Here is a 26,110-nt window from a genome sequence, read left to right on the forward strand (position 1 = left end):
AGTGCTGTTGTGTCTAAAGACAAATCTAATGAAAACGCTGAAATAGGTTCTTGTGATCCTAGTCTTTGGCTCAGAAAACAGGTGGATGAAAAAGATAAGGAGATTGCAAAGTTAAGACGATGGCTTGTTTTCGTGTTTTTCGCTTTTATCGTGAGTGCTGTTCTTGCGATGATTATTTTTGCTGCCTTTAATGCATACCCAAAAGTCAAAGCTGTTCAAACAGTAGATAACTCGGTTATCTGTCCAATCGAAGCATCAAAAAACCCTCGCGTTACTGACGTTGTTATTTCTGAATTCGGTAAGAGTGCAATTCTTTCTGTCTACAACTTTGATTTCTTGAACTGGCGTGACGTTATTAACAATGCTGGTTCAATGTATTTCACTGAGGGCGGTAAAGATTCATTGATGAAGCAAATCGCTCAATCACAAACAGTTGGCACAATCGTACAAAACAACCTAACGATGCGAACTACTGCTACTGATGTTCCACAAATCGAAAACCGTGATTTACATGCTGCAGAACCTAGTTGGACTGTTCGTGTTCCTATCACTACTCAATTCTTCTTAGGTGACAAACAACCTAAAGAGACTCACCGCTTCATTGCGACAGTTACTATTGTTGAGCATCCACGTTCTTATCTGAACTACAACGGTATTGCTGTTAAGACAATTACGTTAACTCCAGCGCGTTAATTGGATGATACTTATGAAATTGAAAAAATTATCTTTGGCTCTTTTTGCTTCTACTGCATTAACTACAATAGTTAATGCTGCTGATATGCCTCCGAATACTTTTGCGGATGCTCAATCTCCTTTGGTTGCACCTGAGGTAGTTGATACAGCATCGGAAATTGACAGACAGGTTCACAATCTTGTTGGTTTGCAGTTCACACCTGAGCAAACAAAAATAGTTAAAGGACTTTTGTTGCAACAAAAACGAAGCCTTTCTAGTCCTTATGTAAATACGCCACAAGCGAAAACCCGTAGTTTGGGTATTTCATTAAACCCTGGTGAGGAACCGCCAGTAATTCGTTTAAGCGCTGGCATGCTATCTACTATTGTCTTTACCGATTCTTCAGGAAATCCATGGAACATTGAAAAGATTTCTTTGGACCGTGGACGTTTCTCAGATGGCTTAGGTGAGCAAAACGAAAAAGAGCCAGACGAAATCCCTGAAACTAACATCCTTTCAATCGAACCATTAGATCCAGCTGCTTTCGGAAACGTAACGGTCACATTAAAGGGATTGGGTGCTCCAGTAATTTTGATGTTAGCTACTGGCCAACGTGATTTAGATGTTCGTGTAGACGCACGTATACCTGGTCGAAGCCCAACAGCCAAAGCTATGTATTCAACAGGCAATCAAACATCGATTATTCCAGATGGTGTGAGTTTGCAATTTATGGATGGCTTAGCGCCTGAGGGTGCTGTTGAAATGCGAACCGATAGTCCTAATGTCCGTGCTTGGAAGTTTGGTGGCTATATATATGTGCGTAGTAACTTTGGTGTTATTCAACCAGCCTTTTTGAGTTCTTTCCGCGCTAACAACGGTATGAAGATCTTCCGTTATGAAGATTCTGAAGATCTGAAGTACATCACATTTTCAACGACTGGCGGTACACCTAAAACTGTTTACCTCGAAGACGCATTTTAAGTCATTAAGTGAGAATTAAAAATGGATTCAACGAACCAACAAAATAACCCGAATGACATTGAAGAGAATTCTAGTCGTAGCACTGAAGTAGGTACTACCGATGAAACTATTATTTCTGCAAACCAAGTTCATTCAGAAGAAGACCAACCTAAAAAACTGAAAAATACAAGTATTAAAACTGCTAACAAAAAACGTGTTTTTGCAGATACGCGCTTTCGCGTTGTTGCAATTATTGGTTTGGTAGTAGTTGGTGGATTAGGCTTTTTTATGTTTAACCCAATGGGGAAAAGTGACCAACTAGCTTTAGATAATCAGGTTGCTATTGCTACACCAGAAATCCAAGGACAGGGTACAAATGTTATCCCTCCTGAATATGTAGAATATGAACGTCAAAAACAAGCTGAAGAAGCTGCTCGAGCTGGCAAAAATGGTGAAAGCTATTTGCCCGAATTTAAAACAGTTGCAACACAAGATCCAAACGGCGATCTGAACGATCAGAATTTTATTACAGGTCCAAATGGGCAACCTGTAAACGGTTCTGCAACAGGTGGTACACCAAATATTACGCTTGAACTTGACCAGATGGCCAGAGCTAATATGGCAAATCAAGGTGGTGCATTACCTCAACCAACTAGCGGTGGTCTACCACAACAACCACAAACACAAAACGGTGCTAATCAAAACGCACCGATTTATCAAACTAACTACGCGCAACAATATGAACATGCTTCATCTGCTGCTAATGATGTTGCTAGTGTATATAGCCAACAAGCAGCTGCTTATGCAGAACGTAATGCTGCAACGCGTGAATTAAGTCAAACTGCTTTTGTTGATCAACTTGCTGCGTTTTCTAATACAAAGAACAAGGTCAACGGATATTCAACATATAAATATTCACACAACACTAAAGCATCGGAAGGGCAACAAAACCTTGGAAGCTTGAACGTTGCGAATACGACTAGCGAATCTACTAAAGGACTAGCAATCATTAAAGCTGGTACAACAATGAAAGCGCGTTTAGATACAGGTGTGAATACTGATAAAGGTAAAAACCTATTTGCTACTGTTATTGGCGGTAAATTTAACGGCGCAAAACTTATTGGTACTGTTGGTCTGAATACTGCGGATATTGAATTTAACTTTACCCGTATGTTGTTTAAGGGCGAAGAGTATGCAATCCAAGTACGAGCTTTAACTCTTGGAACAAAACAATCGGGCATGGCTGATAAAGTCCAAAAACACACTTTGCAAAAGCTTGGCGGTATGGTTACTGCTGGAATCTTTGAGGGTTACGGACAAGCCTATCAAAACATTGGTACAACCCAAATCACAAATACTGGCAATGTTGTAAGCACGAAGGAAGAGCCAAACGATAAAGAAATTGCCGGGAACATCATTGGTAACGTTGGTACGGAAATGGCGAACATGGCACGTACATCAACAGTTCGACCAACTACGTATATCGTTAACAGCGGAAAAGTATTTGAAGTCTTTTTTGATGCTGACGTAACAACACCGAAAAGTAAGGGGTAAGCGAAATGTCTGATAATCAAATGACTGCTGAACAGGCAAAGAAAAATCTAAAAGATGCTGAAGGCAAACCCCAAAAAGGCGAAGGTAGTGCGAAGGGTGGTATTCCTCCAAAACTTCTTATTGTTATTGGTGTTATTGCCTTAATTATGATTGGTACTTTCTTTTGGATACAAATGAGTAAACCAAAAGACGTCAGCACGGCAGTTGCTCCAGAACAAACACCAGAATCCATTGATACTGTTGGTCAAGGCATTCAACAAACACAAGCAACATACAACCAAAATCAACAACCTTTAAAGGACAATAGTATTGCTGATGATACGGCGTTCATTGTTGATGAAAATATTGTGTTTAAAGATCCTACCACTGGTCAATACATGATTATGTACAAATCCATGTCGTATCCGATTGATTCTGATCTAGGAATAGAGGCAGTTAACTTCTATCAAAGTCAGGGTACGAATGCACTTATTTTATTACAACGTTTGAAAGAAAAAGAGCAAGCGCATGGGCAAGTACAAAACGGCGAACAAACTGCAGTTGCTCAATCAGAAACCATAATCAAAAATGAACAACTGAAAGCTGAAAATGACGATCTTAAAAACCTTGTTGAATTGCAAGAACAGGCAATTAAGGAATTAAAGACTAGTTTAATCAAAATAGCTAAAGACCAGACTAAGCAAAAGGCTTTAAGTACATCGGGATCTAAAACCTTATCAATTCCAAAAGGTGCAAAACGCTTGGATGCTTTTGCGGTTGTAGGCGATCGCGCTTGGATGACAGATTCTCAAAACCATACATATACAGTCTATGTAGGTCAGAAGATGCCAGACAATCGCACGGTCTATGCTGTTGACGAAAACGAACAAGCCATTTGGGTGAAATAAGGAAAATAGCGTGGATGCATTAGATATAGTTAAAGCGATATTAAACATATACGGTCCACTACTAAGCTTTATACGCATTTGCTTTGTTGTAACGGGGTTGGTGATTACTGGCACGGCGCTTTTTGACTTAATGCAAGCATCATCACCTCAACAAAAGTTCTTTGGTCATGGAATGAAAGAGCCTACCACTGGTGGGGCATTGTTGAAGATTCTTATCGGTGGTGCTTTTGCATCACTTGGATATGACGGATATATCATTGGTGCACTAGGTTCTTCATTGTTTGGTGGTAATGGCATAGAACTTGTAACGGTACAAAGTTACTTGCCTGATGCTGGTGCTAATGATTTAGGTGCATATATCGTTACGGCGGTTGTAGGTTTTACGCAACTGGTAGGGATTATAGCCGTAGCTCGTGGCTTATATGGTTTTGTAGAGAAAATTGATGCTCAAGGCAATGCGACATACCGCAAAGCATGGGTTTTAATTATAACAGGTGTATTATGCGTATACGTTCAGGACGTACACGATGTCTTTGTTAATACCTTTGGAACACAAATAGGAGGAACCTTTTTTACAATATTTTAAACAATCTTCTTAAAATAGGGTGAGAGTTTCTTAAAAACCTTGTATAAGATATTGAAGATATTTAACGAGAAGTTTAAAATTAAGCAACTTAAAGCAATAGGGTTTTAAGAATGTTTAATTACAGTGCGGAGATTAGCTCCCGTATATTAAATAAAAGGAAAATGACAATGGTATCATTAGTAAAACACTCAGTTCGCACTGTAAAAGCGACTGCATTCCGCGCAAAAGTAATGTTTTTAGCTTTTGTTTCTGCATTAATGGGTCAAGTTGCATATGCAAACACTGGCACATGGAACCCAGGTGGTACAGCTTACGGAAAACACGCTGCTGGTTCTGATGCGAATGAAATCTTAGGCCGTGGTGAAACATTAGGTCAAAACGTTTATAAATTCTTAATCGTAGTGTTCATGGTGCTTGGTTTAGGCTTAGTTGGTACTGGTTTGTATATGATGTATACATCAGAAGAAGATCAACAAAAGAAAAAGAAAACTGCTTGGATCTGTATTGGTGTGGGTGGTGCGTTATCAATCGTAGGCTTCATCATGTTCTCTGCTGCGAACACTATTACTGGTAAAGCGTAATACAATAATAAATAAGTTTAAAAGCGTGGCTTAGGCTGCGCTTTTTTTATTTTAAAAATAGTATATACATGTTTTAATTAGACCTTACTTAATAGTATTAAGGGGTTTAAGTGAAACATATAAACCGTAAGTTTGGTATTTTAAGACCTATTAACGGCGTAAACGACAAGCAAGAGATACGTCAAGATAAAACTATCCATGATGGTTTTAAAACCAATGAGACAATAAAGCAAATAATGTCTTCACAACCAGCTAAATGCTATTTTTGTGATTTCTATGACGAATACTTTTTAGAGCCACATCACTTAGACGGCGATCATAGCAACCATACGGCTGAGAACATTGTAGCGGTCTGTACGCTATGCCATGCACAAAACCACATCTTTGCACTATCACTGGAAAAGAAAGCTGAAATATGCGTATTGAGTACGAACATACCTCAAGAGATCTTTAATCAATATCAACGTGCATTACTGGTGTTATCGCATAAGTCTGACAACCAAGATCCTGAGCTTGCTAAGTTCGCACGGCGACATCGCCAAAGCTTGCTTGTAGAGCCGTTAAAGCGCCATCAACGCCCTAATCCTACAAAGATGTCTGAAGCAGAATACGCACGTAATATGTTTGAGGATATACAGGCGTTTAATGCGATTAAGACACGAACCCAAACAATTGATACCCAACTGTACTTCACGGACATTAAGTTCAACACAATGGCTGAATATGAAGAAGCCAAGCAAGAAGATATGTTGGTAGCGAACGTTGATTACGTAGACCAGCTCCGCAAGTACAAAGAGTGGTATTTGAATGCCATCAAAGAGAACAAAAACTTTTCTTTGTATCAACTCGCAAAAGCTTTGGAAAAGGTATCAGACGAAGCATACGAGAGCTTTAATCTGCCAAACCACTACATAGTATTTTCCCCGAATATCTTTACTGACGAGCAGTATGAGTACTACCAAACACTAGATGTATTTAAGGGTTTGGGTGATAAGTGAGTTCACATAAATGACAGAATGCTTAACAGATACCGAATACATAGATATGAGCTTAGAAGACGTTATATCGGGCATAGTGTTACAGCCATTTAAGCCTGACATAGTGAATGATATAGCGGTATTGGATAGCGTATTTGAGACGGACATATTGAATGATGATGAATACTCATTTATTGGTCCATACATCTACAAATATTGGGAACTTGGGATAGATGCACTACCAAAGGAAACGCACGATCAGCTATCGATATTTCGCTTATGCGTTATAGGTACTGAGGCTTTCAACTTCCTGAACGATTTGTATATACCAACGACACGCGACACTGGTCATACATCTAACACGCTAATGCTACTCCATGTTGTACATATAGCGATAGGGAATCAGACAACAACTGGTGAAGACTCAACGGGGCATTTTCAAGATCCACTGATTAAAGCGCTACTGTTGATGAATATCCCCGTTAACAGCGATTGTTTGCTGTTGGATGACACTTTGGTACACCTAAACAAAATAACGGCGCTGAGTGGCTTAGACGTTGAAATACAGGTTAAGCAAAGTGTGAGTGTGAAGCATAAGAAATTACTGAGCACCAACTTTGGATTTGACAATCCATTATCAATTATAAGCGTTTTGGAACAAAAGAAACTGTCTGAAGAACTGACACGCTACTTTCCGATGATACATCTACCAACGTCCGTAGAAGATGCGACAAACCAGATAGATACGGGCAACTTAAAAATGAGTTCGCTGCAATCTTTTTGTATATACCAAAACTTAAAGCTATCGGTGTCTAAAGTTTTCCACGAACAGGGCTTATACCAGAACAAAGAGATCTACATAGAGCTTGATAAGGTTCACTTCCAACTTAAAAATACAGGTTCCTTAAACTTCAAGGTGGGTACTTTAGGTGAAAGCCAAGAGGTTTTAGAAACGGCGTTTTGGCAACTGCTTAATAAGGGTTTAGTGTTTGACCTAAATAGTTTTAAGAAGTATGTCGAATTAAAAGAGGACGAAACCGTTAAAACTGATGTATTTACTAATTCAAAAAATGATAATATCCCTTTTAACAGTACCTACTATGAGCTTTTATTAAGGTTGGTTTTAGATACGAGCTTAAAACCCTCTGTTAAAAGTCTTGAGGTCGCAATTCAAAATAAGGATTTCGACAGTGCGATTAACGTTTTAAGAGAATTACCGTTTTTTAGTGCTTAATGCTTAATGCTTAATGCTTAAAGGCATGTCTAATCAAAGATAGACGTAGAAAGGTGAATAAAGGTGTTTAAATGAGTAAGAAGAAAGCTGAGAAGTCTGGTTATAAAAAGACTGGTTACTCCAAGATTGAAATTATATTGATGTTATTCCTACAAAGCATGAAAGCTGACGTAGAGGATTATTGCGATTTAGAAACAGTATCGGACGAACATACGTTTGTCACAAAAACTGGTGCAATGATTACGATCATCGAATACAAGGGGATTAAGAGTTTAATTAGTGGTGATGCATTCAGCCGTCAAATTGGTTTGATGACGAGCAACATGCGTAACTACTTCAAAGACCGTGGACATACGATTCATCTAGCGTTCAAAGTAGACCATGAGACGCCATACGCGATTCATGACTTGAATGCCATGCAAAAGGCGACCACGGCGCGTTGTGCGATGAATCTAGACATCATCATTGATGAAATGACAGAAACCATTTCAGGCGGTGTATTTAACGAAAGCTGTTATATCGCTTTAATCTCTGAGCCAACCTTACTATCGCCAATCGATAAGGCTCAAGACTCAAAAAACCGTAAAAAGCTACTGTCGCAAATTACAATGCCAAGTACGGTCAATGCTCAAGACATGCTTAAATCATCGGACAGCTTATACGTACACCATGAGTCTTTTGTCTCACAATTCTTAAACTCACTCTCAACTGAAGAATTTCCAGCAATCTATGAAGTATTGAATGTTGTTGAAGCTGGTCTAGCGATTAAAAAACAAATTGCCTCACATTCAACTTCAGATGACTTCACCTTGTCTGTGCCGATGCTGAATACACGCTTACCGATGCGTTGGAAAGAAATACCATCAGAACATGATGCGTCACACGTTTTGTATCAACCGATCTCAGAACAACTCATGACGAATGCGATCTTACCTGGTACAAGTCAAGGTTCATTCTATCCAGTGGGAAGTGTTATCACTGACGGCGTTGTATATGCTCCATTGATGGTAGATATATATCCAGCGAAGACGAATACGTTTGAAACGCTATTCCGCTTATTACACCAGGCCAAAACGCACGACACTAGCGGTAACATCCGTTCTATCCCATATGCGGTGAGTTACTGTATTACTGGTGATGGTATGGCTGGAACCATGATGAAACGCACGTTATCAAGCGTTATTCACTTTATGACGGCACAAAACAAAGCCATTCGTAATGCTGGTAACATTTTGATGGCCACTAAAAATGACCTAGATCAAGTAGACACTGTTGCTGGTCTGCAAATGACCATGATGACATGGGCACCAAATACCGAAGATGGTGTAAACATTCTTGTAGGACGGCGCCAAAAGCTTTGGAAGAGTTTTGAAGCGTGGGGCGGTGCAAAAGTCATGGAACAGGCTGGCGATCCTATTTTGACTTGGGCATCACATATACCGGGCTTGATGGTACGTAATCACGCACCTATTTCACCAGCACCGTTGTTTGATGTGTTCTACATGTTACCGCTGACACGTATTAACTCACCATTCCATAAAGGGCATCAGCTCAACAAAACCTTAGACGGTAAACTGATTATTCTTGATTCGTTCTCAAATGAAGTGACTGTATGGACGACTATTAACATTGGTAAACCGGGTACGGGTAAATCGGTCACAATGAACAAAGGCATGCTTGAGGACATCATGATGCCTGGTAACGAGCGTATCCCGTTGACCTATATTGTCGATGTGGGTGAGTCAAGCCGTGGGTTAGTAGAAACAGTGCAAGATTCATTGCCTGAAGAGCTACGTCACTATGCCATCTATAAGCGTATTAAAAACTCAAAAGAAGAAGCGATTAATCCGCTTGAATTCAGTATGGGCTTACGCTACCCGTTAAACTACGAAATGCGTCAAATGACAGCGTTTTTAAGTTCATTGGTAACACCGCCTGAATTGAAAGGGCAACCAGCCAAAAATACTTCTGACGTTATTGGTGCGGTCCTACGCCGTACATTCTATTTTGCTGATGATACGAATGCTGATCATAAAGCACGTAAGTACATGCGCTTTGCAGATCCAGAACTAGATCGCATCATGGAAAAACACGGACTGATTGAGCCACATTCTGAACAAGGTAAGGATATTTCTTATTACGCTCTACGTGACCTTTTCCATTCTTTGAATGAGATCCGTGGACGCACGTTGGCACACCGTTACGCAATGCCGACTATTGGCGATATGATTGAAACCCTTTCTGATTCATCAATTTTAGATGTTTGGAGTGATGTTCATATTGATAATGAACGAGCACTGGACTTTTTGGCGCATCAGATTATGGCTGCACAAAATACCTATCCAGCATTCTTCTATCACACTAACTTTGACATCGGTAACGCTCGTGTAGCTTCTATCGACTTAAACGAAGTTGCGACATCATCAGATCCTAAAACTACATCGCTATTCTTCCAGATTGTACGGATGTTCATTAAACGTAAGTTCGCCGTGAGCCGTGACGATATTCCAAAATTCCCACAAGCTTATCGTGAATATGCAACCCAACTGATTAATGAGCTTCTTGAAGACCGCAAAATTATGTCTTATGACGAATTGCACGTTGCGAAAGGCGATCCAATCCTATTAGAAGAATTGGCTGAAGACGCACGTACATTGCGTAAATGGGGTGCTCGTCTTAACTTGGCATCTCACAAAGTAGAAGACTTTAAAGACTTGGTGGGCTTTGCTACGGCGTATGTGATTGTCGATCCTGGTACACGCGAATCTCGTGAAGCTATTCGTGACAGCATCGGTCTAACTCAACTAGAAATGGATGCGCTTGGTTCAGGTAACGTAGGTTTCTCAGATCAAGGCTTAACGTACTTCAGTAAAATTAAACTCGAAAAAATGGAATGTTCGGGCTTATATACCGTTTCACTTGGTCCAATCCTTTTATGGTCACTCAGTACACATCCCGATGAACGTGCGCTCCGTAACTACACGTATGACCTTATCGGTGAACGTGGTAAGGCGTTGAAGGTCCTTGCACAATTCTATCCAAAAGGTGCGAAGAATCAGATTAAGACACGGCGTACCATGATTGAGAAAAATGCCAAAAATAAAGGCACGGACTTTGATGAAAACAAAGCAACTGCTTCAGTGATTTCTACCATGGCACAAGAGATGGTTGTTGAATATCAACGCTATGAACTTGAGCAAAACATGAAGAAAAAATTACTGAACCAACGTAAGTCTGAAGCTGTTTCTTCTTAACTCCAATCAGCTACATAGATTTGCGTTAATTGGTATATACATTGAAGTGCTTGGATATGGGTAAGGTCGTTAAACAACGACTTTGCCTATTATCCTGAAGATAAAAGAGTAGGTCGCAAAGTATGGCTTCTACACAAAAATACGGCACACAAACAAAGTTCAGACCTAGTTCGCTTAAGCGTGATACACGATCAGGCTTAGAGAAAATCCATTTAAAACTTACAGCGCCAGACGGCGCTAATTATTTGGTTGGCGTTCTTGGTGCTATTGCAGTTATTTTGTTTGTTGTTCCGTTTGGCGGTGAGATATTTATAGGGATCGCGTATTACCTATTAAAACGCTACACACATCCGAATGATTACTTTTTTGAGTGGCCATTCCGTGCGCCGTTGCATTCAAACTCACTGGATGCGTCAACTGACATTACATCACGCGTAAAAGATGACGTACTGGACAATCCAAAAGCCTTTTTGGAATACGCACGTACCAATCGCGATAAGCTACAAGGTGAGGGTGTGACTTACCTTGGTCGTTGCCGTGAAACTGGTCTACCTGTTTATGCATCCAACTCCGATGACCGTACACATCAAATTGTGTTAGGTACTACGGGTTCGGGTAAAACAGAATACATGCTAGGTAACTGTGCCAACCAGTACGTACAAAACTCAGGTTATATCTTTGTAGACGCAAAAGGTGATACCAAGGCTCAACAAGACCACTATCGTTTATGTAACCGCTTTGGGCGTAATGAGGATCTATTAACGATCAACTTCATTACCTCAGGTCGTAACATGCTACGTGCACAAACCGACAAGATGACCAACTCAATGAACCAAATGAGCAACACCAGCTCAGGGATGTTGATTGAATTCTTGATCAACTTGCTTGATGACTCAGGCGGTGGCGGTGGTGACATGTGGAAAGGTCGTGCGATGGCCTTTATCGCTGCACTTACACGAGTTTTGGTCTATCTACGTGACAATGGCTTCATTCAGCTTTCACCAAAAGTATTCACGCAATACATGGAACTTGAAGCACTTGAAGAATTGGTATTTTGTCATAACGATAAATACGGGATTGACTTTGAACGTGTGGCTGAACAGCTTCAAGGCTACCTCGTTTCATTACCTGGTTATTCAAGCAACCCTAAAAAGTTAAAGAAACAAGAAACCAAAACCCGTGAGCAACACGGTTATATCACCATGCAGTTAACCAAGGCGATTAACGACTTGACGTTTAACTATGGTCACATCTTTGGTGTAGAGCATGGCGGTGATATTGATATTTTTGACGTTGTACTTAACCGCCGTATCTTAACTGTGCCATTACCAGCTCTTGAGCGTTCACCAGACTCACTCAAAATGCTCGGAAAATTAATCATTGGCTCAATTAAACAAATGATGGCTGGTTCCCTTGGTAACAAAATGGAAGGTTTACGCCGTGCCATTATTGACGCACGACCAACCAACGCCTCTACTTCATTTAAGCTATTTTTGGACGAATGGGGCTACATCGTTATTGTCGGTGCTTCGGTTTTACCAGCTCAGGCACGTTCGCTTAACTTCTCTATTACGTTCGGTGCTCAAACATTTGAAGATATTGAACGTGGATCTAAAGAGGAAGCAGCTGCTACATGGGGTAACACGACCGTTAAAGCCATTGGACGTACTACTTCGGGTGCTGAAAGTACAACATACAAATTGGTTGATGGTTTTGCTGGTGAAGAGTGGCAAGGTAAAGTTAACTCAATCAATATGTATCAAGGTCTAGTATTCAACCGTTCGGTACCACAAACAGAAGTCCAGTTCGCCAAAGAAAAACGTGTGACAATTGAACAAATTGCCGGACAGCACAACGGCGAATTTACCTTGCTCATATCAACTAAAGGGGAAGGTGGTAAAACTTCAGACGTTAAAATCGTATCAATGTTGGCGTTCTATGTGGCTGATACTCAACCCAAGTACTTACGCTTAAATGACCTTTGCCCAATCTTCAATATCCAAAAATCTGAAATCTACGATCCTACTTTAAAAATTGAAGACTTCATTCATGAGATTGAGGAAAAACACACGCTACTGACAGACAACAATTCATCTGCCAATGTCACGGCGCTTGGTGATTTTGAGATCTGCAGAAAGCTCAATAACACCTTGTACGAAAACAACAACACGGTAAAAGACTTTACTCAAGATTTTGTACATCAGATTCTTGAAGCAAGACGTCTTGAATCCATCACACCTGAAGGGATGGCACCTGGTCAAAGAACAGTAATGTCTTCGTCCACGGCGAAAGGTGAAATCTCCAAAGAACAAAAACACCGTGAAAGTATTGTTTCAGCACAAAAAGAAGCAAGTGATAAAGACCAGACTATTGAGAACCGAAAACAGTTGCAGTACTTCGGTAGGGGTTCTGATATTTCACCTCAAGTAGAAGCTGGTGCTTACAACAATGCGGATCTTGATGCTGAATTTAATATCTATGGTGAACGTATAAGCGAACCTGAACAGGCTCAACAGGAAAGTGATGCTGAAACTGTGACTCGCGCCGTTATCACACCAATGAACCTAGACAGCTACTATGATGAATTGAAAGAGATCCTAATGGGATATGAGGATTTAACAGTAGCTCCAATTACTGAATATCAGCTTGTTCAGATACCACGCCATGTAAAACCTGAAGATCAGACACAATACATTGCGGAAAACAAAGCCAGTCTTGATCAAGCCATCTCACATAGCACTAAAAATGAAATGGAATTCGTAGAACAACAGTATGCAGCTAAGTTTGAAAAAGCTTTGATGAAAAACCCGTTCTCGCACGAATGCGTTACTTTTGAAAAATTGTTGGTGATACTTGGTTCAAAAGGTTCTTCAGCTTCATTACGATCAGGCATTACAATCAAAAAAAAGGATGACTAAACGCATCCATGTAGAAGACATAAGGCTGGTTATCCAGCCTTTAGTTTTTTTGGGTGAGCTGTTTGTACTTAATACGCCTTAATTCATCACTCGGCATGTATTGGGCTATTTCATATTCGCTCTTATACGGCGTTTCATTGAATATGGCCAATAACAACAACTGCGACAGCGGAATGGCTTCAGGCACCATCATTTCGATTAAGCGAAACTTTTCAGACGCATTCACATCAAATGCAACCAATAGCGCCGTATATGGAATGTGGCGATCTGCAAGTGATAAATCGGGGTAAATAGGTTGGTCCTAGTGCTAACGTTTGAAAGTCATACATATTCAAGCAAGAGATAGCTTTAGGTACATTGGATAGGTTCACGGCGTAAGATTCAATGTTTGAACACATATTGGCATCCAGTTTGGTTTTAACCCTAGTTTAGATGCATTTTAATATAATAACTTAGTTTTAACGTGCATATTCTTAAACATAACTAAACCACTTCTTAAAACCTTGTTTTGTTTTAGGCTTAATCGGTATATACCATTTCATAAAAAGTTTAATGAACTGTGTTTTACCCTTTACAATCCTTAATACATCAATTAAATTGCCCTTAAATCACATCCAATATACAGGATATAGGCAATGACTAAAGAACAGCTAGACAACTTACAAACACTTGGAATGACTGACTATAAAACACGTTTACACGTTAAAGGTGTGCGAATTGTTGAAGTGCAACAGTACTCAAAGTCTGTCGATAACAACGCCGTACAACCACTTGCAACTAATACCACTCAACCGCAATTCTTAAATTAATTTTCCAAAAAAATACTTATAAGCACTTTCTGTATTAATATATCTTTATTAGTTTTAATAAAGCATTAATCAATGGAGTGCTTAAAATGTTAGACACTTTACTTTCGGTATTTTCAGCAAAACATAAGCTTTATAAGAATCTCAAGTTAAAACCCTTTATTGATACCCGTTTAGTCAATTCTGACAGCATCGCCATGACCGATGTTTTCCCTTTTCATCAAATCAAAGATTCTCTTTGTATGACTGGTATATCTCCTACTAATTTTGTACCAGGCAAAAACATTGTTTTGAATCCACATGCCAAAGATAACGATTCCATCAGCTACCTTGGTCAAGATACGCAAAATCATAAGCCGTTCTACATCTCTACCTTTGCTGAAGAATTGGCTGAAGTATTTAACCCGATTTTTGCAGAAATCATTCATCTTGAAACACCATGCTTACTTGACCTATCTGAAATTGGGGGCTTCTCAAATTCCAAGTCGGATTTAAGCCAGTACCGTAGCATTGATGATTTTGTAAAAAACGCATGCCCTGATTACATTAGTGATGTGAGTATGGAAAATTTAGATCGAATGTTGTTATGGCCAGAAATCCGTTTATTGAACTCTCCAGATACAACCACTGATCAATTTTTTATCTATGGCTGGAGTCCTAAGATTTTTGTTCAAAATGCTGGTGGATCACATCACATGGCTGCTGCACATTACTTGGCTAAGAAACTGAGCCAATGTGTGCCGATTCAAGGCAAAGTAAGTTTGAATCTAATCTCAAATAAAGCACTTCAAAACTTTGATTCAAAATACGCTGCGTTCGCCGTACCAGATGATGCATTGATTGATATGGGGAATGATTTATCAGAATCAGGGCTTGAATATCAGCTGGTGTTTTTCCGTGAACGTGAAGTTAATTTTATCTTCTTCAAAAAGAATGATCAGAATGCCCGTGTTATTTCGCTATTCAACAATCTGCATGCTTCATTGAATGGTGCATTAAAGACGGCGGTTCAAGCGCAATTCAAAAATGAAGCACTACTCACCATCATGAGTGCTAACCTCTCTGATACATCAAAAGATCAATTTTTTAGCACACGCCCTCACTTGGCTGAGATCTACAATCACGTTCAAAACGAAGTTTGTTTGAGTGGTCCTAAACCGACTAGCCCGACAATCTAAGGGGTAGGGAATATGGATCACCAATCATCAACTACACCACATGCACTCATTCTCGGTCTGACACTTGAACAGGCCATTTCTGTTTTAGCAAAGAAACCCGTTGATGCTACCCACTACAACTATCTTGAAGATGACGAGTACAACACCTACGTCATGATGAAACCTGAGTGGACTAGTCTCAACAAACATGCCTACCTACATGTAGATGGCTTAACCCATGAGCGTAAATGGATGTTTATGCCGAATGCTTCAGGTGAGTACAACTTGCTAGAGGGCTGTATTGACCTGTTTGAACTTAACCAGGCCATCGAACAGCAATATCTTGTGTTTGAACAATTCCTGAATAGCCACGGCGCACCGTTCCGCAAAGTTGGTGAGAAGTTTTCTTTTGTCACTCAACTTCTCTTTGATGCATGGGTGATAGATCCAGAACGTGCGATTCAAAAACTTCATGAGATGAAGGAAACAAAAATCTCATTACAAGTGCCTTTGCTTCATGGGGATAGTCAGCATGATTGATACGCAAAATACTAATGAAAACATTGCTTCAGAAATTGAAGCTCGTAGCGCTTTTGAAAATAGATACGGCGTGGTCGGTAGTCTGTTGGCCAGTGGCAATTATTCTTCTTGGGTGCATCAGGCGAAATGGGAAGCTTTTCGTGATGGTTGGATGCAAAGTGAAGTAGAAACTAAAAAATCTATCTATCAAATGCAAACACCAGCCATCAGCGATGACCAATTGGAAGTGGAAAAATTACTGCAGTTGCTCGATGACTTTTGGAATAAGAAATGGGGCGATTGGAAATCATCTGCAGATATGGTGGCGCAAGGTGAGGCAAATGCCTATGAACATGCGAGAGGATTGCTTGAAACGGCGATAAAACAAGATGAAGCCACATGCCAGTGGTTACGCAATCAATTGGCAACGATTCAAACTGAATTGGATGCTTTTATCACATTCGTTAATGAACACCTTGTTTACCATGAAAGTGATGGTCCAGATTTAATGTCGAAGATCCAGAAGCTCAAACATTTGATAAAGGTTAAACCATGATTACGGTTCAAATAGAGATGTGTGGCTTTGGGATTAAACGGCGTTGGGAGTTTGGAGATCCGCGCCGTGCGCCAATTACAGTTTTAGAAATGGGCTTCATTAAGGTTTGTAAAATGCGTGGTGATAGCAAACTGGTTGAGTTCATGAGGGGTTATGCAGACGACAAAGAATTCAACTGGCATCCCAAAGTTCGCATTGCACGTAGAAAAGCAGAACGTAAAGCCTATTCGTACTATGACAACCACTACAAACAGCAGATTAGAGAACTTTTCGATCGCCAAAATGTAGACCGTCAAAAACAATATGAATTGGAACGCCAAAACAAAGCGTTATTGGCTGTTATTGAACTTAAAAAAGAACAATCGTAGGTATATACCATGACGGGAATTGAATATTTTCAGAAGTATGGCTGGAGTCACGCCGTCCAGTCCGTTAGTCGAATTCCAAGTGAATACAACGAATATTCACCAGATCTCAAAACTGTTGTTGTAAACGGCAACTTTCGTTATGCGATGGCTGCGGAAATCAGCAAAAAGAAAACTGAAGTCTATGTTACTGAGCTCAAACAAATCATTGAGAGTGAAAAGCTACTAGAAGACTTCTTTAACTTGAATCTGGTTGGTATAGAAAAAGGCTTAAGTAATGCTAAGCGTGAAATGCAAGACATGGAAGAACAGGGGATTGTTGAATTCAACCATCGTTTTGATGACGACCTGACTTGCACCACGGAACGCATGAAACTTGCCATCGCTCAAATAGACCATCTTTATCAAAACAACATTACAAAAAGTGAGTAATGCCCATGTTAGAAATGTTCCAAAATCAAACCATGCGATATATCTCTATTGCCATTGGCGTGATTAGTATCTTTATATTCCTATACCTACTTAAACTCGGTGAGGGGCTTGTCATTAGCCTTATGGTTGCTGTGTTCATATGTGGTTTGAGTTTATTCAAACTGAAAAACTACTATGAAAAAAATAACCCATACATCAATGCAGAACACCTTGCTTGGCTGTATGGTGAATTGCAAGAATATGACCAGGATCTATTCACAACTGTCAGCAATCTGACCAAGAGTACTGGACGTTTAGAATTGAGCCAGCTTAAATCAATCCGTAACCGCTATGCTTCTTCCATGAACGAAACTCAACTACAAGCATTGGCCAGTGAACATACTGAAGAAAGCAAATATCGCTTAGACCAGTACAACTACTCAATTTATGTGATGGATGAAGTCATTAATCAATATTAATGGCTGTAATCTAATGGTGAGAAATATGAGTCAGCAAAAACAAATTAAGCAAAAAGTGAAGCTTTTAGATATATCCCCTCTATCCGCTTTTTTTGGATTTTAATGTCTGAACTCTCAGTCGTTTATGCGTTTTATTCGCCCTTATATGATGAATTATCGGGTGCCAACCTGATCATCATTCTTTATGCAATCTCTATTAACATCGCCGTGTTATATATCTGCTATACGCGGTATCAAATGTATAAAGAGCTACAAAACTATTGAAAGGTTTATAAAATGAACACAACTCTACCTATTCTTATTCATAGCGTTATTGGTGGTATTGGTGAACATCCAGATGCTAAAAAACGAAGCTTAGGATACGGCGCTATCATGCTGTATATACCGATTGAACATATGGTCGGTTCAGGTGTACTTAAGCTGATGATTGATGTGAATACACTGTCGATCTATGCGTCTGAAAATCCTAATTACCTAAAACAACCACATACCATCAATGAAGCTTCTCACTTGTGGAATGCATTGCGCTTTGACAGTGCTTCTAAAGCCAGTCGGAAGGTCATTCATGATAATGGGTATGTTGAGTGTTTGTTTTCCATTCCTATGAAGGTTCTTGAGCCATTTATGGGTGCTGAATTGATTCAAAACGAATTAGGACTTCCATACATGGCCATCGATCAAAGTGACAAGTCGAAATGCATGCCGATTTGGTATGATGTCAGTAAATCGACCAATCAATTTATTGATGGCAACTACAACGATTATCCTGGTGTACAGCCAACTTAAATTTTTAAGAAAAGTTTTTAGCTTTGATGATTTGTTAATTATTTATATCGACCAGATTGGCGATGATGAAGAGAACAGACTCAATATGGCCCGTTTAATGGGCCACATTTATTTTTATAGATTAGGGATGCTAACTGCGTGAAAACAAAAATCATTTTAAACATCATTTTGTGGACCTTAACCGTCCTAACTTGTTATGCGTGGATTGCCTTTACGTTTATTGAACCAGTTGGCTACACCATGACTTTTCTTGTTATTTTAATATTGATGACAGTAGTGCTCAGCTGGTGCTTGGCAACACCTTATATTAAGACCAAAGACCGAACCAAGCGACTAGACGAAAACTTTAAGCTACTTATGCTCTCTGTTGCTGTTGTTCCACTCCTAATGTTTCTACTGTCATATGGTTTTATATGGTGTTTCAAAACGCTAGAAAAGAAACAGTTCAACCATGACCATATTGCTGCGATGGTACCGGGTAGTAACTTCAATCAACTACAAAAGTTTGCCAAGGAAAACTACAACGCGCCACTTGTGTTAGGTGACTTTAACGAAAGTTGGGCTTTAACTTCCTTAGATATACCGCAAGCTTCTCCAGCTTCATTAAGATCTAGTACAGGATATTGCCTGGTGAATATGTCTAAAACCAGCATGAACACCATGTATAAAGAAGCAAAAACCGATGTAAGCTACAACGATTGGGAAATGCTGATATTAGCGCACGAGTTATCTCACTGTTTAGATCGTGCGACCGATGTGCCTGGTGAACTTGGCCAGCCACTTAAAGCATTAAATTCAATTGCGCCGTCTGATCGGTCCAAAGTAAAGATGGATGATGTATCTACCTTTGTAACGGCTGAAAGTAGCGGTAAAACGCAACTATGGCGAGAATCTTATGCGGATCTGTTTGCGGTAGGTTTTATGTCACTTGATCCAAAATACGATACTGCAGCGTTAAGAGAAAGCCTGATTAAATTACGTGAAAAACGTAAGGCACAAGATCCAACCCATAATTCGGTGTGTTGGTTGCAGTATTCTAAGAGTCAGCCTTTCCCACAAAAAGGTTCGGATGTTTATTCTTGGGCAAATAACATCAGAATTAAAGCGCCGTGCGAGTTGAAATAACTTGTCTTCAGACAAATTAAAAGCCCGAATTTCGGGCATCTTTTATACCAGCTAATTAACAATAAAAGCCAGGGCTTATAGTTGGTGCAGACATATCATCATAGATGCAATCTATACTGACTGCAGGTTTATCAATGTGGCTAAATAAGCTTGGATTGACCAATTGATTTGTTAGCTTAGATTTTTCTATACTAAAGCCAACCAGTTCAACTTCACAATCACACACGTAATGGAATTTTGCCTTACCGTACAACACAAATACATTAGGTGACTTCTCATACATCTTGAAGTACTCGGCTTGAGTTTGTGACAATGGAACCTCCAGCACCACAAAGCCATTTGGTACGACAAAAACTGCAGATCCATCTTTTACTGAGTAAACGATGGCTTGAACATCAGAAGCACGTTCAAAACCCACACTTTTTTTTATCATTTAGATTACCTTTTTATTTTGTAATATTCGCCTCGAGCGCAGCGTTTCGTACATCAGCTAGGTTTAACCAATGGCGGTGCTCAGCTTTAGTTTTTTCAATTTTGTGTGGTGTTCTTGGGTATTCCCAACTCCAGTAATGCTTTTTATAAATCTCCTTATCTTTCACAAGATACGCCTGTATAGATTGACTATCCTCATTAGTTGCATAGCCAACGCCAAAGTAAATATCTAAACCTTGCTTTAGTGCAGTTTGATAATCGGCTTCAAATTGAATAACAAGGGATTCAATCCTAGCTTCATGAGAAAAGATACTAGATAGTTTTAACATCACACGGCTCCAAGTTTAAGGCAATATGCCTCGAGATAAAACCATTATAACGGTCAAAATCCACTAAATTAGTTTATTTAAAAAAATTTCATTAAAGTTAAACCCTTGAAGATTAAAACATACGGCGAAAAACTTAGGTTTTTTATTCAATATTAATCAGACTTACTCAAATTTAGTCTAGATGAACTGGTATTTTTAAAATTAAGGCTGCTTCGCGTTCCCATTTGTGAACAGATTCTCATTTTTGAGAATGAATTATATTTCATTTTTTGACTGACACTGGAACAATTAGCCATAGACGAGTAGGGGGTGGGTAAAGCCATATACCACATTTAAGAAATAACGCCGTAGTGGTGTTAATTCATTGTTAATTGAATATGGTTTGAATTAAGGCTTGATGGAAATGCATTAGTAGAATTATGGGTGCTGAATTATCAAAATTAAGTTTTGGATTATTTTAATCAATTAAAAAAACATCGTTTGCGTTTATAAAGCCAGCAGTTGATCAATTAGCTGATCAACGCAAGGGTATTAACCTTTTTTATGGTTTAAATACTTTTGAGTACGTTCTAATAATTTCGGGATGGTTTTTTCTGCTTCTTCTTGGGTGAGATGCAAACCATAAAATTTATTAGTTGTTCCGTAGCTTTCATTAAGTACTGAATAGGGAATATATAAGGTGTACATGTCTTGTTCTACTGAGTACAACGTGATGAAGTCAGTCGTATATGAAAACTTGCCATTTTCGCTCTCTAGCTTGATTTGTTGGTGTTTAACGAGCTTGAGTGGTGAAATGCAGTCACCGCCATAGATCGCAACTGTGCCACGCTCTTTGTACAGCTTAATGAGTTTTTTGGTGCATTTTAACGGCTTGCCGTGTTTGTCCAATTTTGGTTGGTTGCGAACAAAGATGTTATAGCGAAGATTCGAGTCACCAAGCATCCCGCTTGTTGTTTCACTGATGGTCAATTGGCGTTTAGACTTCTTATAAAACTCTAATAAGCGTTGCTGTAAATTGAACCGTGAAACACCGCATTCGATGTCAAAATCTAGACTTTTAAAAGCGTTTTTATTACTGTTGTTTCCAAAGTAACAAACTGCATCGTTAAACATTTGCGTTAAGTTTGCAAAAATTAAGAGAAAGTCGTTTTGTGGGTACGGACGTTTTTGATACATGCACCCAAACTCACTGTCTGACAACTTATAAAAATAGGTGCGAACGCCAGTATAACTGCAAAGTGAATCATAAATGCGTGTGCCTTTAATTTGAATCTGAGTAACATAGCTAGATGAAAATTCAGGGGTAGCCCAAAGCATAGGGCTGAACAGGATGTCTTTCACTAATCCATTGTCGTATGCACGGTCGCCAACGCGACTCTTTTGGTTAATGCGGTCGTTTTGGGTGTAAACATGGATGTTCTTCAGCTCCAACGTTTCACGTTTGAACACGGTCTTTTCAGCGGTAGCAGTAGCGGTCGTCATGGTGAAGTTCCTTATCGGCTTAAATACGTGTGTGCAAAAATTGCTTGCATGGTTTTAAAAATTTGGTCTGTTTCAAAGTAGTCAGAAATTTGCTCTTGGAATGGGCTTTGATGGTTGCGAACCAACGTGCGAATCGCAGAACTATTTAAGGTGTCTGAGTTGGTAAAACCATTTTTTAGTACTTTGATCTCAAAATATGGGCTAGTGGATGCAATCACACTGACAATAATGTTGCCGTCTTGGTCTGTCTTAACTGACAAATCAGCAATTGGGCTTAGCTCATGGCGTAAAAAATACATATTGTCGGGGTTATAGATTGCTTTAAATCTGATTCCGTCTTGGCATATAGCGCAAAACAGTTCATTCACCGACTCAGCAGTAAAGATCGCCCCAAACGTCACAACAACAGGCCCGACATTTTTTTGCTGTTTTTCATCATGTTTGATGGTTAGCTCGCAATGCGCTGTAATTAGGTTTTGCATGGTTTATATCCTCAAATGTGATTCAGTGGCATACGCACGTTATCCGTGCGTATGGGTGAATTGAATTAAGAAAGTTCGCGTGACCAACAATCTTCTATACGGTCGTATGCGTAGCCGTTTTGAGCCATTAACGTGCAAATGTCTTCAAGGTTTTTGCCAAAGATATTTACTGAGGTAACTTGGTCGAGTACTGATGTATGACCAAAGTTTTCTTTTAATGTTGCAACGTAGATTTCAACGTCCATGAAGAAGAAATTTGTTTTATCAGCCAATGTCGGCATGTGCTGTTGAAATTGAAGTTGAGCATAGTCACTATCCGCTTGAAGATCCGCAAGGGTTAAATCACAGTTGTTGTCGATGTAATCTGAGATTTCATCAAACAATGTTTCCATGTGAGCACCGCTAAAAGTTTTAGGGAAACCGATGTATAAAGTGCCTTGTAACTGTACTGATTGAGCGTTTAAATTTGACATGCTGTTCACTCCAAGTTTTAAGCTTTCTGCTTTTGATAGTTTCATTTTATGGGAAAACACAACCTGGCAAACTTTTCTCGAAAAATAAGATTTTCAATCTTTTTTAATCAATTAAAAAACATCGCTTGCGTACTAATATGATTTTTCTATTAGCCGTATCGCCGTAATGCATTAAGAATAATTTAACGAGCAATTAGTTAATTAATTAAGTTTAATTAAATTGTTAAGTTTTAAAACATATGAAGATGAACCAGCTCAAGACCGTCTTGTGCTTGAAAACATCACCATTGCTGAAGCGATGAAGTTAGCTGAAAACAACGGATTCTTTAAAGCAAAGTACCAGGTGCTTAAAGTGATTCAATATTTTGATGTTGAATTGGTACTCACGGCGTCTGATGTTGAGTACTGTGCTGAATTACACCAGTTTAGCGGTGGCTATAACGTGACGGTGCTTGCTGATACACCTGAACAAGATCTTATTGCAATTCTCAATTCATTGGGGATATTGAATTAGAGCCATCTCGTGATAAGAGAATGCAGCTCCGAAAAATGGAGTCTAAATTTAAATCTGCCTTTAAGGGATATGATTTATCCCAAGTATCCATAGTGATATGGTCAGTGTATGTTCACCAGTGGCACGATCGCAAAATTAGTACCGTATATATCTAAAAAAAAACCACAATAACAATAGAGATGGATCCGGAAATTTGAACAACTCCTATAAGTGATACTCTGCTCCTCAAATGATGTTATAAACATCAATATATGGAGTATTTTATGGCACGTAGACCAAGAAGAAATCATTCAAATGATTTTAAGGCTAAGGTAGCACTTGCTGCGATCAAAGCAGAAAAAACACTTGCTGAATTGAGTTCTGAGTTTGATGTTCATCAAAACCAAATTATTGACTGGAAAAATCAATTGATCTCAGCTTCCTCGCAAGCTTTCGATCAATCAAAAGCTCCATCAGAACCACCCATCGATCTAAAAAAACTACATGCAAAAATCGGTGAGCAGGCATTAGAAATTGATTTTTTAGAAGGTGTGTTGAAGAAACTGGGCCGCTTCAACCACAAAAGTTAATCGATCACTCACTTCAGATTTCAGTATCTAAACAAGCTAAGTTACTGAAAGTCTCTCGTGGTTGTTATTATTATCGCCCAAAACCTGTTAGCTCATCAGATCTGAAGCTGATGCGATGTATTGATGAATTACATATGCAATATCCTTTTGCAGGCAGTCGTATGATGCGTGATTTGTTGAATCGTCAAGGGCATCATATAGGACGACGTCATACACGTACTTTAATGAAGAAAATGGGTATTCAGGCGTTATATTGCAAACCAAATTTAAGCCAGGCTAATCAAGCTCACCGTAAATATCCATATCTGCTCAAAGGGTTGGCTATTCAGCGCAGTAATCAAGTGTGGTCTACGGATATAACGTATATCCCTATGGCAAAAGGCTTTGTTTATTTATGTGCTGTGATTGATTGGCATAGCCGCAAGGTACTTGCGCATAGGGTATCGATTAGTATGGAGGTGGATTTTTGTATTTCGGCTTTAAATGAAGCGATTGAAAAATATGGTCGACCTGAAATATTTAATACAGACCAAGGCAGCCAGTTTACCAGTGATGCATTTATTGATGTATTGAAATCAAATGGCATTCAAATCAGTATGGATGGTAAAGGTCGATGGGTAGATAATGTGATGGTTGAACGATTATGGCGGAGCGTTAAATATGAAGAGGTGTATCTCAAAGCTTATAGCAGTGTCACAGATGCGAAAAAGCAATTAAGTGCATATTTTGAGTTTTATAATTTGAAACGACCTCATTCGAGTCTAGACAAAATGACACCAAATGAGTTTTACTATGATCAGCTACCCCAACAAAACAAGGTGGCTTAACTAGAGCGGAATATCACTTATAAATACGCTTTTAGTTGTTCAAACAAGTGGGACCACCTCTCAATTGATGGTTTTTTAATGAGCTTTATAAAATGGGTTCATCATACGCACGGCGTTTGTGTTTTACATTTGGATCTATGCCAATTTGATTCGGATATAACAGGTTTAATACCTGGTTAATGCGATCAACTACGCATTGATTAAACAAGATATGACAGTTACCGTTTTCGTAGATCTTAATGCGTAATAAATTATCATCAATGCTATGCCAGATACCACGATCTAACCTGAGTTTATCTAATCTAGTGTGGTCTAAAGGCTTGCCAAATAACTGCCTTGCTATAAAGCGTACTTCTTCCACTAAATTATCTCGTCTGCAATAAGAATGGTAGCTATTGTGATGAATGATCACGCACGGGTTAATACCAGCACCAAGATTGGTTTTGTATTTGCTTGATAATTGGCAAAACAATGAATCAACTTTACGAGCATATGCCATGTGGCGCGTAGACCAGATAGATTCTAAAAATACATTCACGTTATCCATCGTGAAATCTTCAATTTCATGACGAGCAATTTTATCTGACAACGCATCATATTCTTTTTCAGATATAAAGTTTCTAAGATTGATGATCTCAGTTAACTTCCTCCAGAAGCATGACGATATTTGTTTTAAAGCAGATTCTTCAGTATTGAATGATGATGAATATGATTTTCGGGTGATTGCACTCACAATCTGGTAAGCATCAAGTTCAATATCTTTGATGCTTTCATAAATAACCTTTATTGACGATTTTGCTTTTTCGCATTGCAAAATTAGCTTTTCGACTTCAATAAAGTCTAATTCAGATGCTTGCACTTCTCTTTTTATATTTACCAACATATTCATAATTGCCCACCTAATTAGCTTAATTGTCTATATAGATATTTTAATAAAAACCATGGTCATTAATTTTTTTTTAAAATTTATAAGCTAACTTTTTCACTATAATTAAATTAAATAAGCACAACGCTTAAAACTTGGTGTAGTGGAATATGGCTCAACCTTTAAAATTCCTTATTACCTCTACTCATAAATGATGATGTCGATATGCTTATGAAAAAACAACATTCAGTTATGTTCTCAACTGATCGAACAAATACCAATGCTATAAAAATCTGTAATGAGGATATT

Annotated in this window: 28 protein-coding genes; 21 read left to right on the forward strand and 7 right to left on the reverse strand. The window is 39.0% G+C overall.

The genetic code is table 11. From position 1 onward, the window contains the following. The first annotated feature begins 9 nt into the window (after positions 1-9). The 10 genes from CDG62_RS01465 (at position 10) to CDG62_RS01510 (ending at position 13,624) form a co-directional block, all read left to right on the forward strand. The gene (locus tag CDG62_RS01465) at positions 10-693 is read left to right on the forward strand and encodes a DotI/IcmL family type IV secretion protein (protein ID WP_005005897.1); all 684 of its coding nucleotides are present in this window, start codon (positions 10-12) and stop codon (positions 691-693) included. Positions 694-706: 13 nt separating this feature from the next. Then, positions 707-1,654 carry a DotH/IcmK family type IV secretion protein gene (locus CDG62_RS01470; protein ID WP_005005900.1) on the forward strand — a complete coding sequence of 316 codons (948 nt, stop codon included), beginning with the start codon at positions 707-709 and terminating at the stop codon, positions 1,652-1,654. 21 nt (positions 1,655-1,675) lie between these two features. Next, positions 1,676-3,187: a DotG/IcmE/VirB10 family protein gene (locus CDG62_RS01475; protein ID WP_024160950.1), complete on the forward strand. Its 1,512-nt coding sequence runs from the start codon at positions 1,676-1,678 to the stop codon at positions 3,185-3,187. Between the two features lie 5 nt (positions 3,188-3,192). Then, positions 3,193-4,074, forward strand: a complete 882-nt coding sequence (locus tag CDG62_RS01480; protein WP_024160794.1) for a hypothetical protein — start codon at positions 3,193-3,195, stop codon at positions 4,072-4,074. 10 nt (positions 4,075-4,084) lie between these two features. Beyond that, positions 4,085-4,660: a hypothetical protein gene (locus CDG62_RS01485; protein ID WP_087528442.1), complete on the forward strand. Its 576-nt coding sequence runs from the start codon at positions 4,085-4,087 to the stop codon at positions 4,658-4,660. A 167-nt stretch (positions 4,661-4,827) separates the two neighbouring features. Then, positions 4,828-5,241, forward strand: coding sequence for a hypothetical protein (locus CDG62_RS01490; RefSeq protein ID WP_024160796.1), 414 nt, complete (start codon positions 4,828-4,830; stop codon positions 5,239-5,241). Positions 5,242-5,351: 110 nt separating this feature from the next. After that, entirely contained in the window at positions 5,352-6,239 is an 888-nt protein-coding gene (locus CDG62_RS01495) for an HNH endonuclease (RefSeq protein WP_024160797.1), read from the forward strand. 10 nt (positions 6,240-6,249) lie between these two features. Then, on the forward strand, positions 6,250-7,452 hold the full coding sequence (locus tag CDG62_RS01500) for a hypothetical protein (RefSeq protein WP_024160951.1): 1,203 nt from the start codon (positions 6,250-6,252) through the stop codon (positions 7,450-7,452). Between the two features lie 71 nt (positions 7,453-7,523). Further along, positions 7,524-10,706 (forward strand): hypothetical protein, encoded by a 3,183-nt coding sequence (locus CDG62_RS01505; RefSeq protein WP_033917407.1) that lies wholly within the window; start codon positions 7,524-7,526, stop codon positions 10,704-10,706. A 122-nt stretch (positions 10,707-10,828) separates the two neighbouring features. Further along, on the forward strand, positions 10,829-13,624 hold the full coding sequence (locus CDG62_RS01510) for a type IV secretion protein DotL (RefSeq protein WP_087528441.1): 2,796 nt from the start codon (positions 10,829-10,831) through the stop codon (positions 13,622-13,624). A gap of 40 nt (positions 13,625-13,664) precedes the next feature. Here the strand turns inward: CDG62_RS01510 and CDG62_RS19280 are convergent, their stop codons facing one another. Continuing rightward, positions 13,665-13,850, reverse strand: a complete 186-nt coding sequence (locus CDG62_RS19280) for a hypothetical protein (protein WP_058952567.1) — start codon at positions 13,848-13,850, stop codon at positions 13,665-13,667. A gap of 409 nt (positions 13,851-14,259) precedes the next feature. Between CDG62_RS19280 and CDG62_RS19285 the strand changes: the two genes are divergently transcribed. The 9 genes from CDG62_RS19285 to CDG62_RS01550 all read left to right on the forward strand — a co-directional run bounded on the left by CDG62_RS19285 (position 14,260) and on the right by CDG62_RS01550 (position 19,828). Then, positions 14,260-14,433, forward strand: coding sequence for a hypothetical protein (locus CDG62_RS19285; protein ID WP_162904006.1), 174 nt, complete (start codon positions 14,260-14,262; stop codon positions 14,431-14,433). A gap of 86 nt (positions 14,434-14,519) precedes the next feature. Next, positions 14,520-15,608 (forward strand): DUF6685 family protein, encoded by a 1,089-nt coding sequence (locus tag CDG62_RS01515; RefSeq protein ID WP_042892355.1) that lies wholly within the window; start codon positions 14,520-14,522, stop codon positions 15,606-15,608. Positions 15,609-15,620: 12 nt separating this feature from the next. Further along, positions 15,621-16,127 (forward strand): hypothetical protein, encoded by a 507-nt coding sequence (locus tag CDG62_RS01520; protein WP_005005926.1) that lies wholly within the window; start codon positions 15,621-15,623, stop codon positions 16,125-16,127. Then, positions 16,120-16,662, forward strand: a complete 543-nt coding sequence (locus CDG62_RS01525) for a hypothetical protein (protein ID WP_005005928.1) — start codon at positions 16,120-16,122, stop codon at positions 16,660-16,662. Before CDG62_RS01520 ends, CDG62_RS01525 begins: the two co-directional genes overlap by 8 nt. Then, on the forward strand, positions 16,659-17,030 hold the full coding sequence (locus CDG62_RS01530) for a hypothetical protein (protein ID WP_005005929.1): 372 nt from the start codon (positions 16,659-16,661) through the stop codon (positions 17,028-17,030). The genes CDG62_RS01525 and CDG62_RS01530 overlap by 4 nt, the downstream gene beginning before the upstream one ends. Before the next feature lie 9 nt (positions 17,031-17,039). Beyond that, on the forward strand, positions 17,040-17,459 hold the full coding sequence (locus tag CDG62_RS01535) for a hypothetical protein (RefSeq protein ID WP_000145713.1): 420 nt from the start codon (positions 17,040-17,042) through the stop codon (positions 17,457-17,459). Positions 17,460-17,464: 5 nt separating this feature from the next. Then, on the forward strand, positions 17,465-17,917 hold the full coding sequence (locus tag CDG62_RS01540) for a hypothetical protein (protein ID WP_087528443.1): 453 nt from the start codon (positions 17,465-17,467) through the stop codon (positions 17,915-17,917). A 276-nt stretch (positions 17,918-18,193) separates the two neighbouring features. After that, positions 18,194-18,703 (forward strand): hypothetical protein, encoded by a 510-nt coding sequence (locus tag CDG62_RS01545; RefSeq protein ID WP_005005975.1) that lies wholly within the window; start codon positions 18,194-18,196, stop codon positions 18,701-18,703. A gap of 138 nt (positions 18,704-18,841) precedes the next feature. Then, complete coding sequence (locus CDG62_RS01550) at positions 18,842-19,828, forward strand: hypothetical protein (protein ID WP_024160941.1); 987 nt, start codon at positions 18,842-18,844, stop codon at positions 19,826-19,828. A 55-nt stretch (positions 19,829-19,883) separates the two neighbouring features. Here CDG62_RS01550 and CDG62_RS01555 read toward each other — a convergent pair whose 3' ends face one another. From CDG62_RS01555 to CDG62_RS01575, 5 genes are all read right to left on the reverse strand, one after another. Then, on the reverse strand, positions 19,884-20,261 hold the full coding sequence (locus tag CDG62_RS01555) for a hypothetical protein (RefSeq protein WP_024160775.1): 378 nt from the start codon (positions 20,259-20,261) through the stop codon (positions 19,884-19,886). 13 nt (positions 20,262-20,274) lie between these two features. Continuing rightward, on the reverse strand, positions 20,275-20,589 hold the full coding sequence (locus CDG62_RS01560) for a hypothetical protein (RefSeq protein ID WP_024160774.1): 315 nt from the start codon (positions 20,587-20,589) through the stop codon (positions 20,275-20,277). A gap of 531 nt (positions 20,590-21,120) precedes the next feature. Further along, positions 21,121-22,071: a hypothetical protein gene (locus CDG62_RS01565; protein WP_005005981.1), complete on the reverse strand. Its 951-nt coding sequence runs from the start codon at positions 22,069-22,071 to the stop codon at positions 21,121-21,123. 11 nt (positions 22,072-22,082) lie between these two features. Further along, complete coding sequence (locus tag CDG62_RS01570; protein WP_005005983.1) at positions 22,083-22,553, reverse strand: hypothetical protein; 471 nt, start codon at positions 22,551-22,553, stop codon at positions 22,083-22,085. 65 nt (positions 22,554-22,618) lie between these two features. Continuing rightward, complete coding sequence (locus CDG62_RS01575) at positions 22,619-23,026, reverse strand: hypothetical protein (protein WP_005005986.1); 408 nt, start codon at positions 23,024-23,026, stop codon at positions 22,619-22,621. Between the two features lie 220 nt (positions 23,027-23,246). Here CDG62_RS01575 and CDG62_RS01580 point away from each other — a divergent pair, with 220 nt between their 5' ends. Beyond that, positions 23,247-23,540, forward strand: a complete 294-nt coding sequence (locus CDG62_RS01580) for a hypothetical protein (RefSeq protein WP_005005987.1) — start codon at positions 23,247-23,249, stop codon at positions 23,538-23,540. Positions 23,541-23,803: 263 nt separating this feature from the next. Further along, a protein-coding gene (locus CDG62_RS01585; protein ID WP_228254384.1) for an IS3-like element ISAba14 family transposase occupies positions 23,804-24,936 on the forward strand; the annotation gives its coding sequence in 2 pieces (ribosomal slippage) (positions 23,804-24,056 and positions 24,056-24,936; 1,134 coding nt in all). Positions 24,937-25,021: 85 nt separating this feature from the next. Here the strand turns inward: CDG62_RS01585 and CDG62_RS01590 are convergent. After that, positions 25,022-25,825, reverse strand: coding sequence for a DUF4942 domain-containing protein (locus CDG62_RS01590; protein ID WP_005005990.1), 804 nt, complete (start codon positions 25,823-25,825; stop codon positions 25,022-25,024). Positions 25,826-26,110 lie beyond the last annotated feature (285 nt).

The organism is Acinetobacter sp. WCHA55 (assembly GCF_002165305.2).
GTDB lineage: Bacteria > Pseudomonadota > Gammaproteobacteria > Pseudomonadales > Moraxellaceae > Acinetobacter.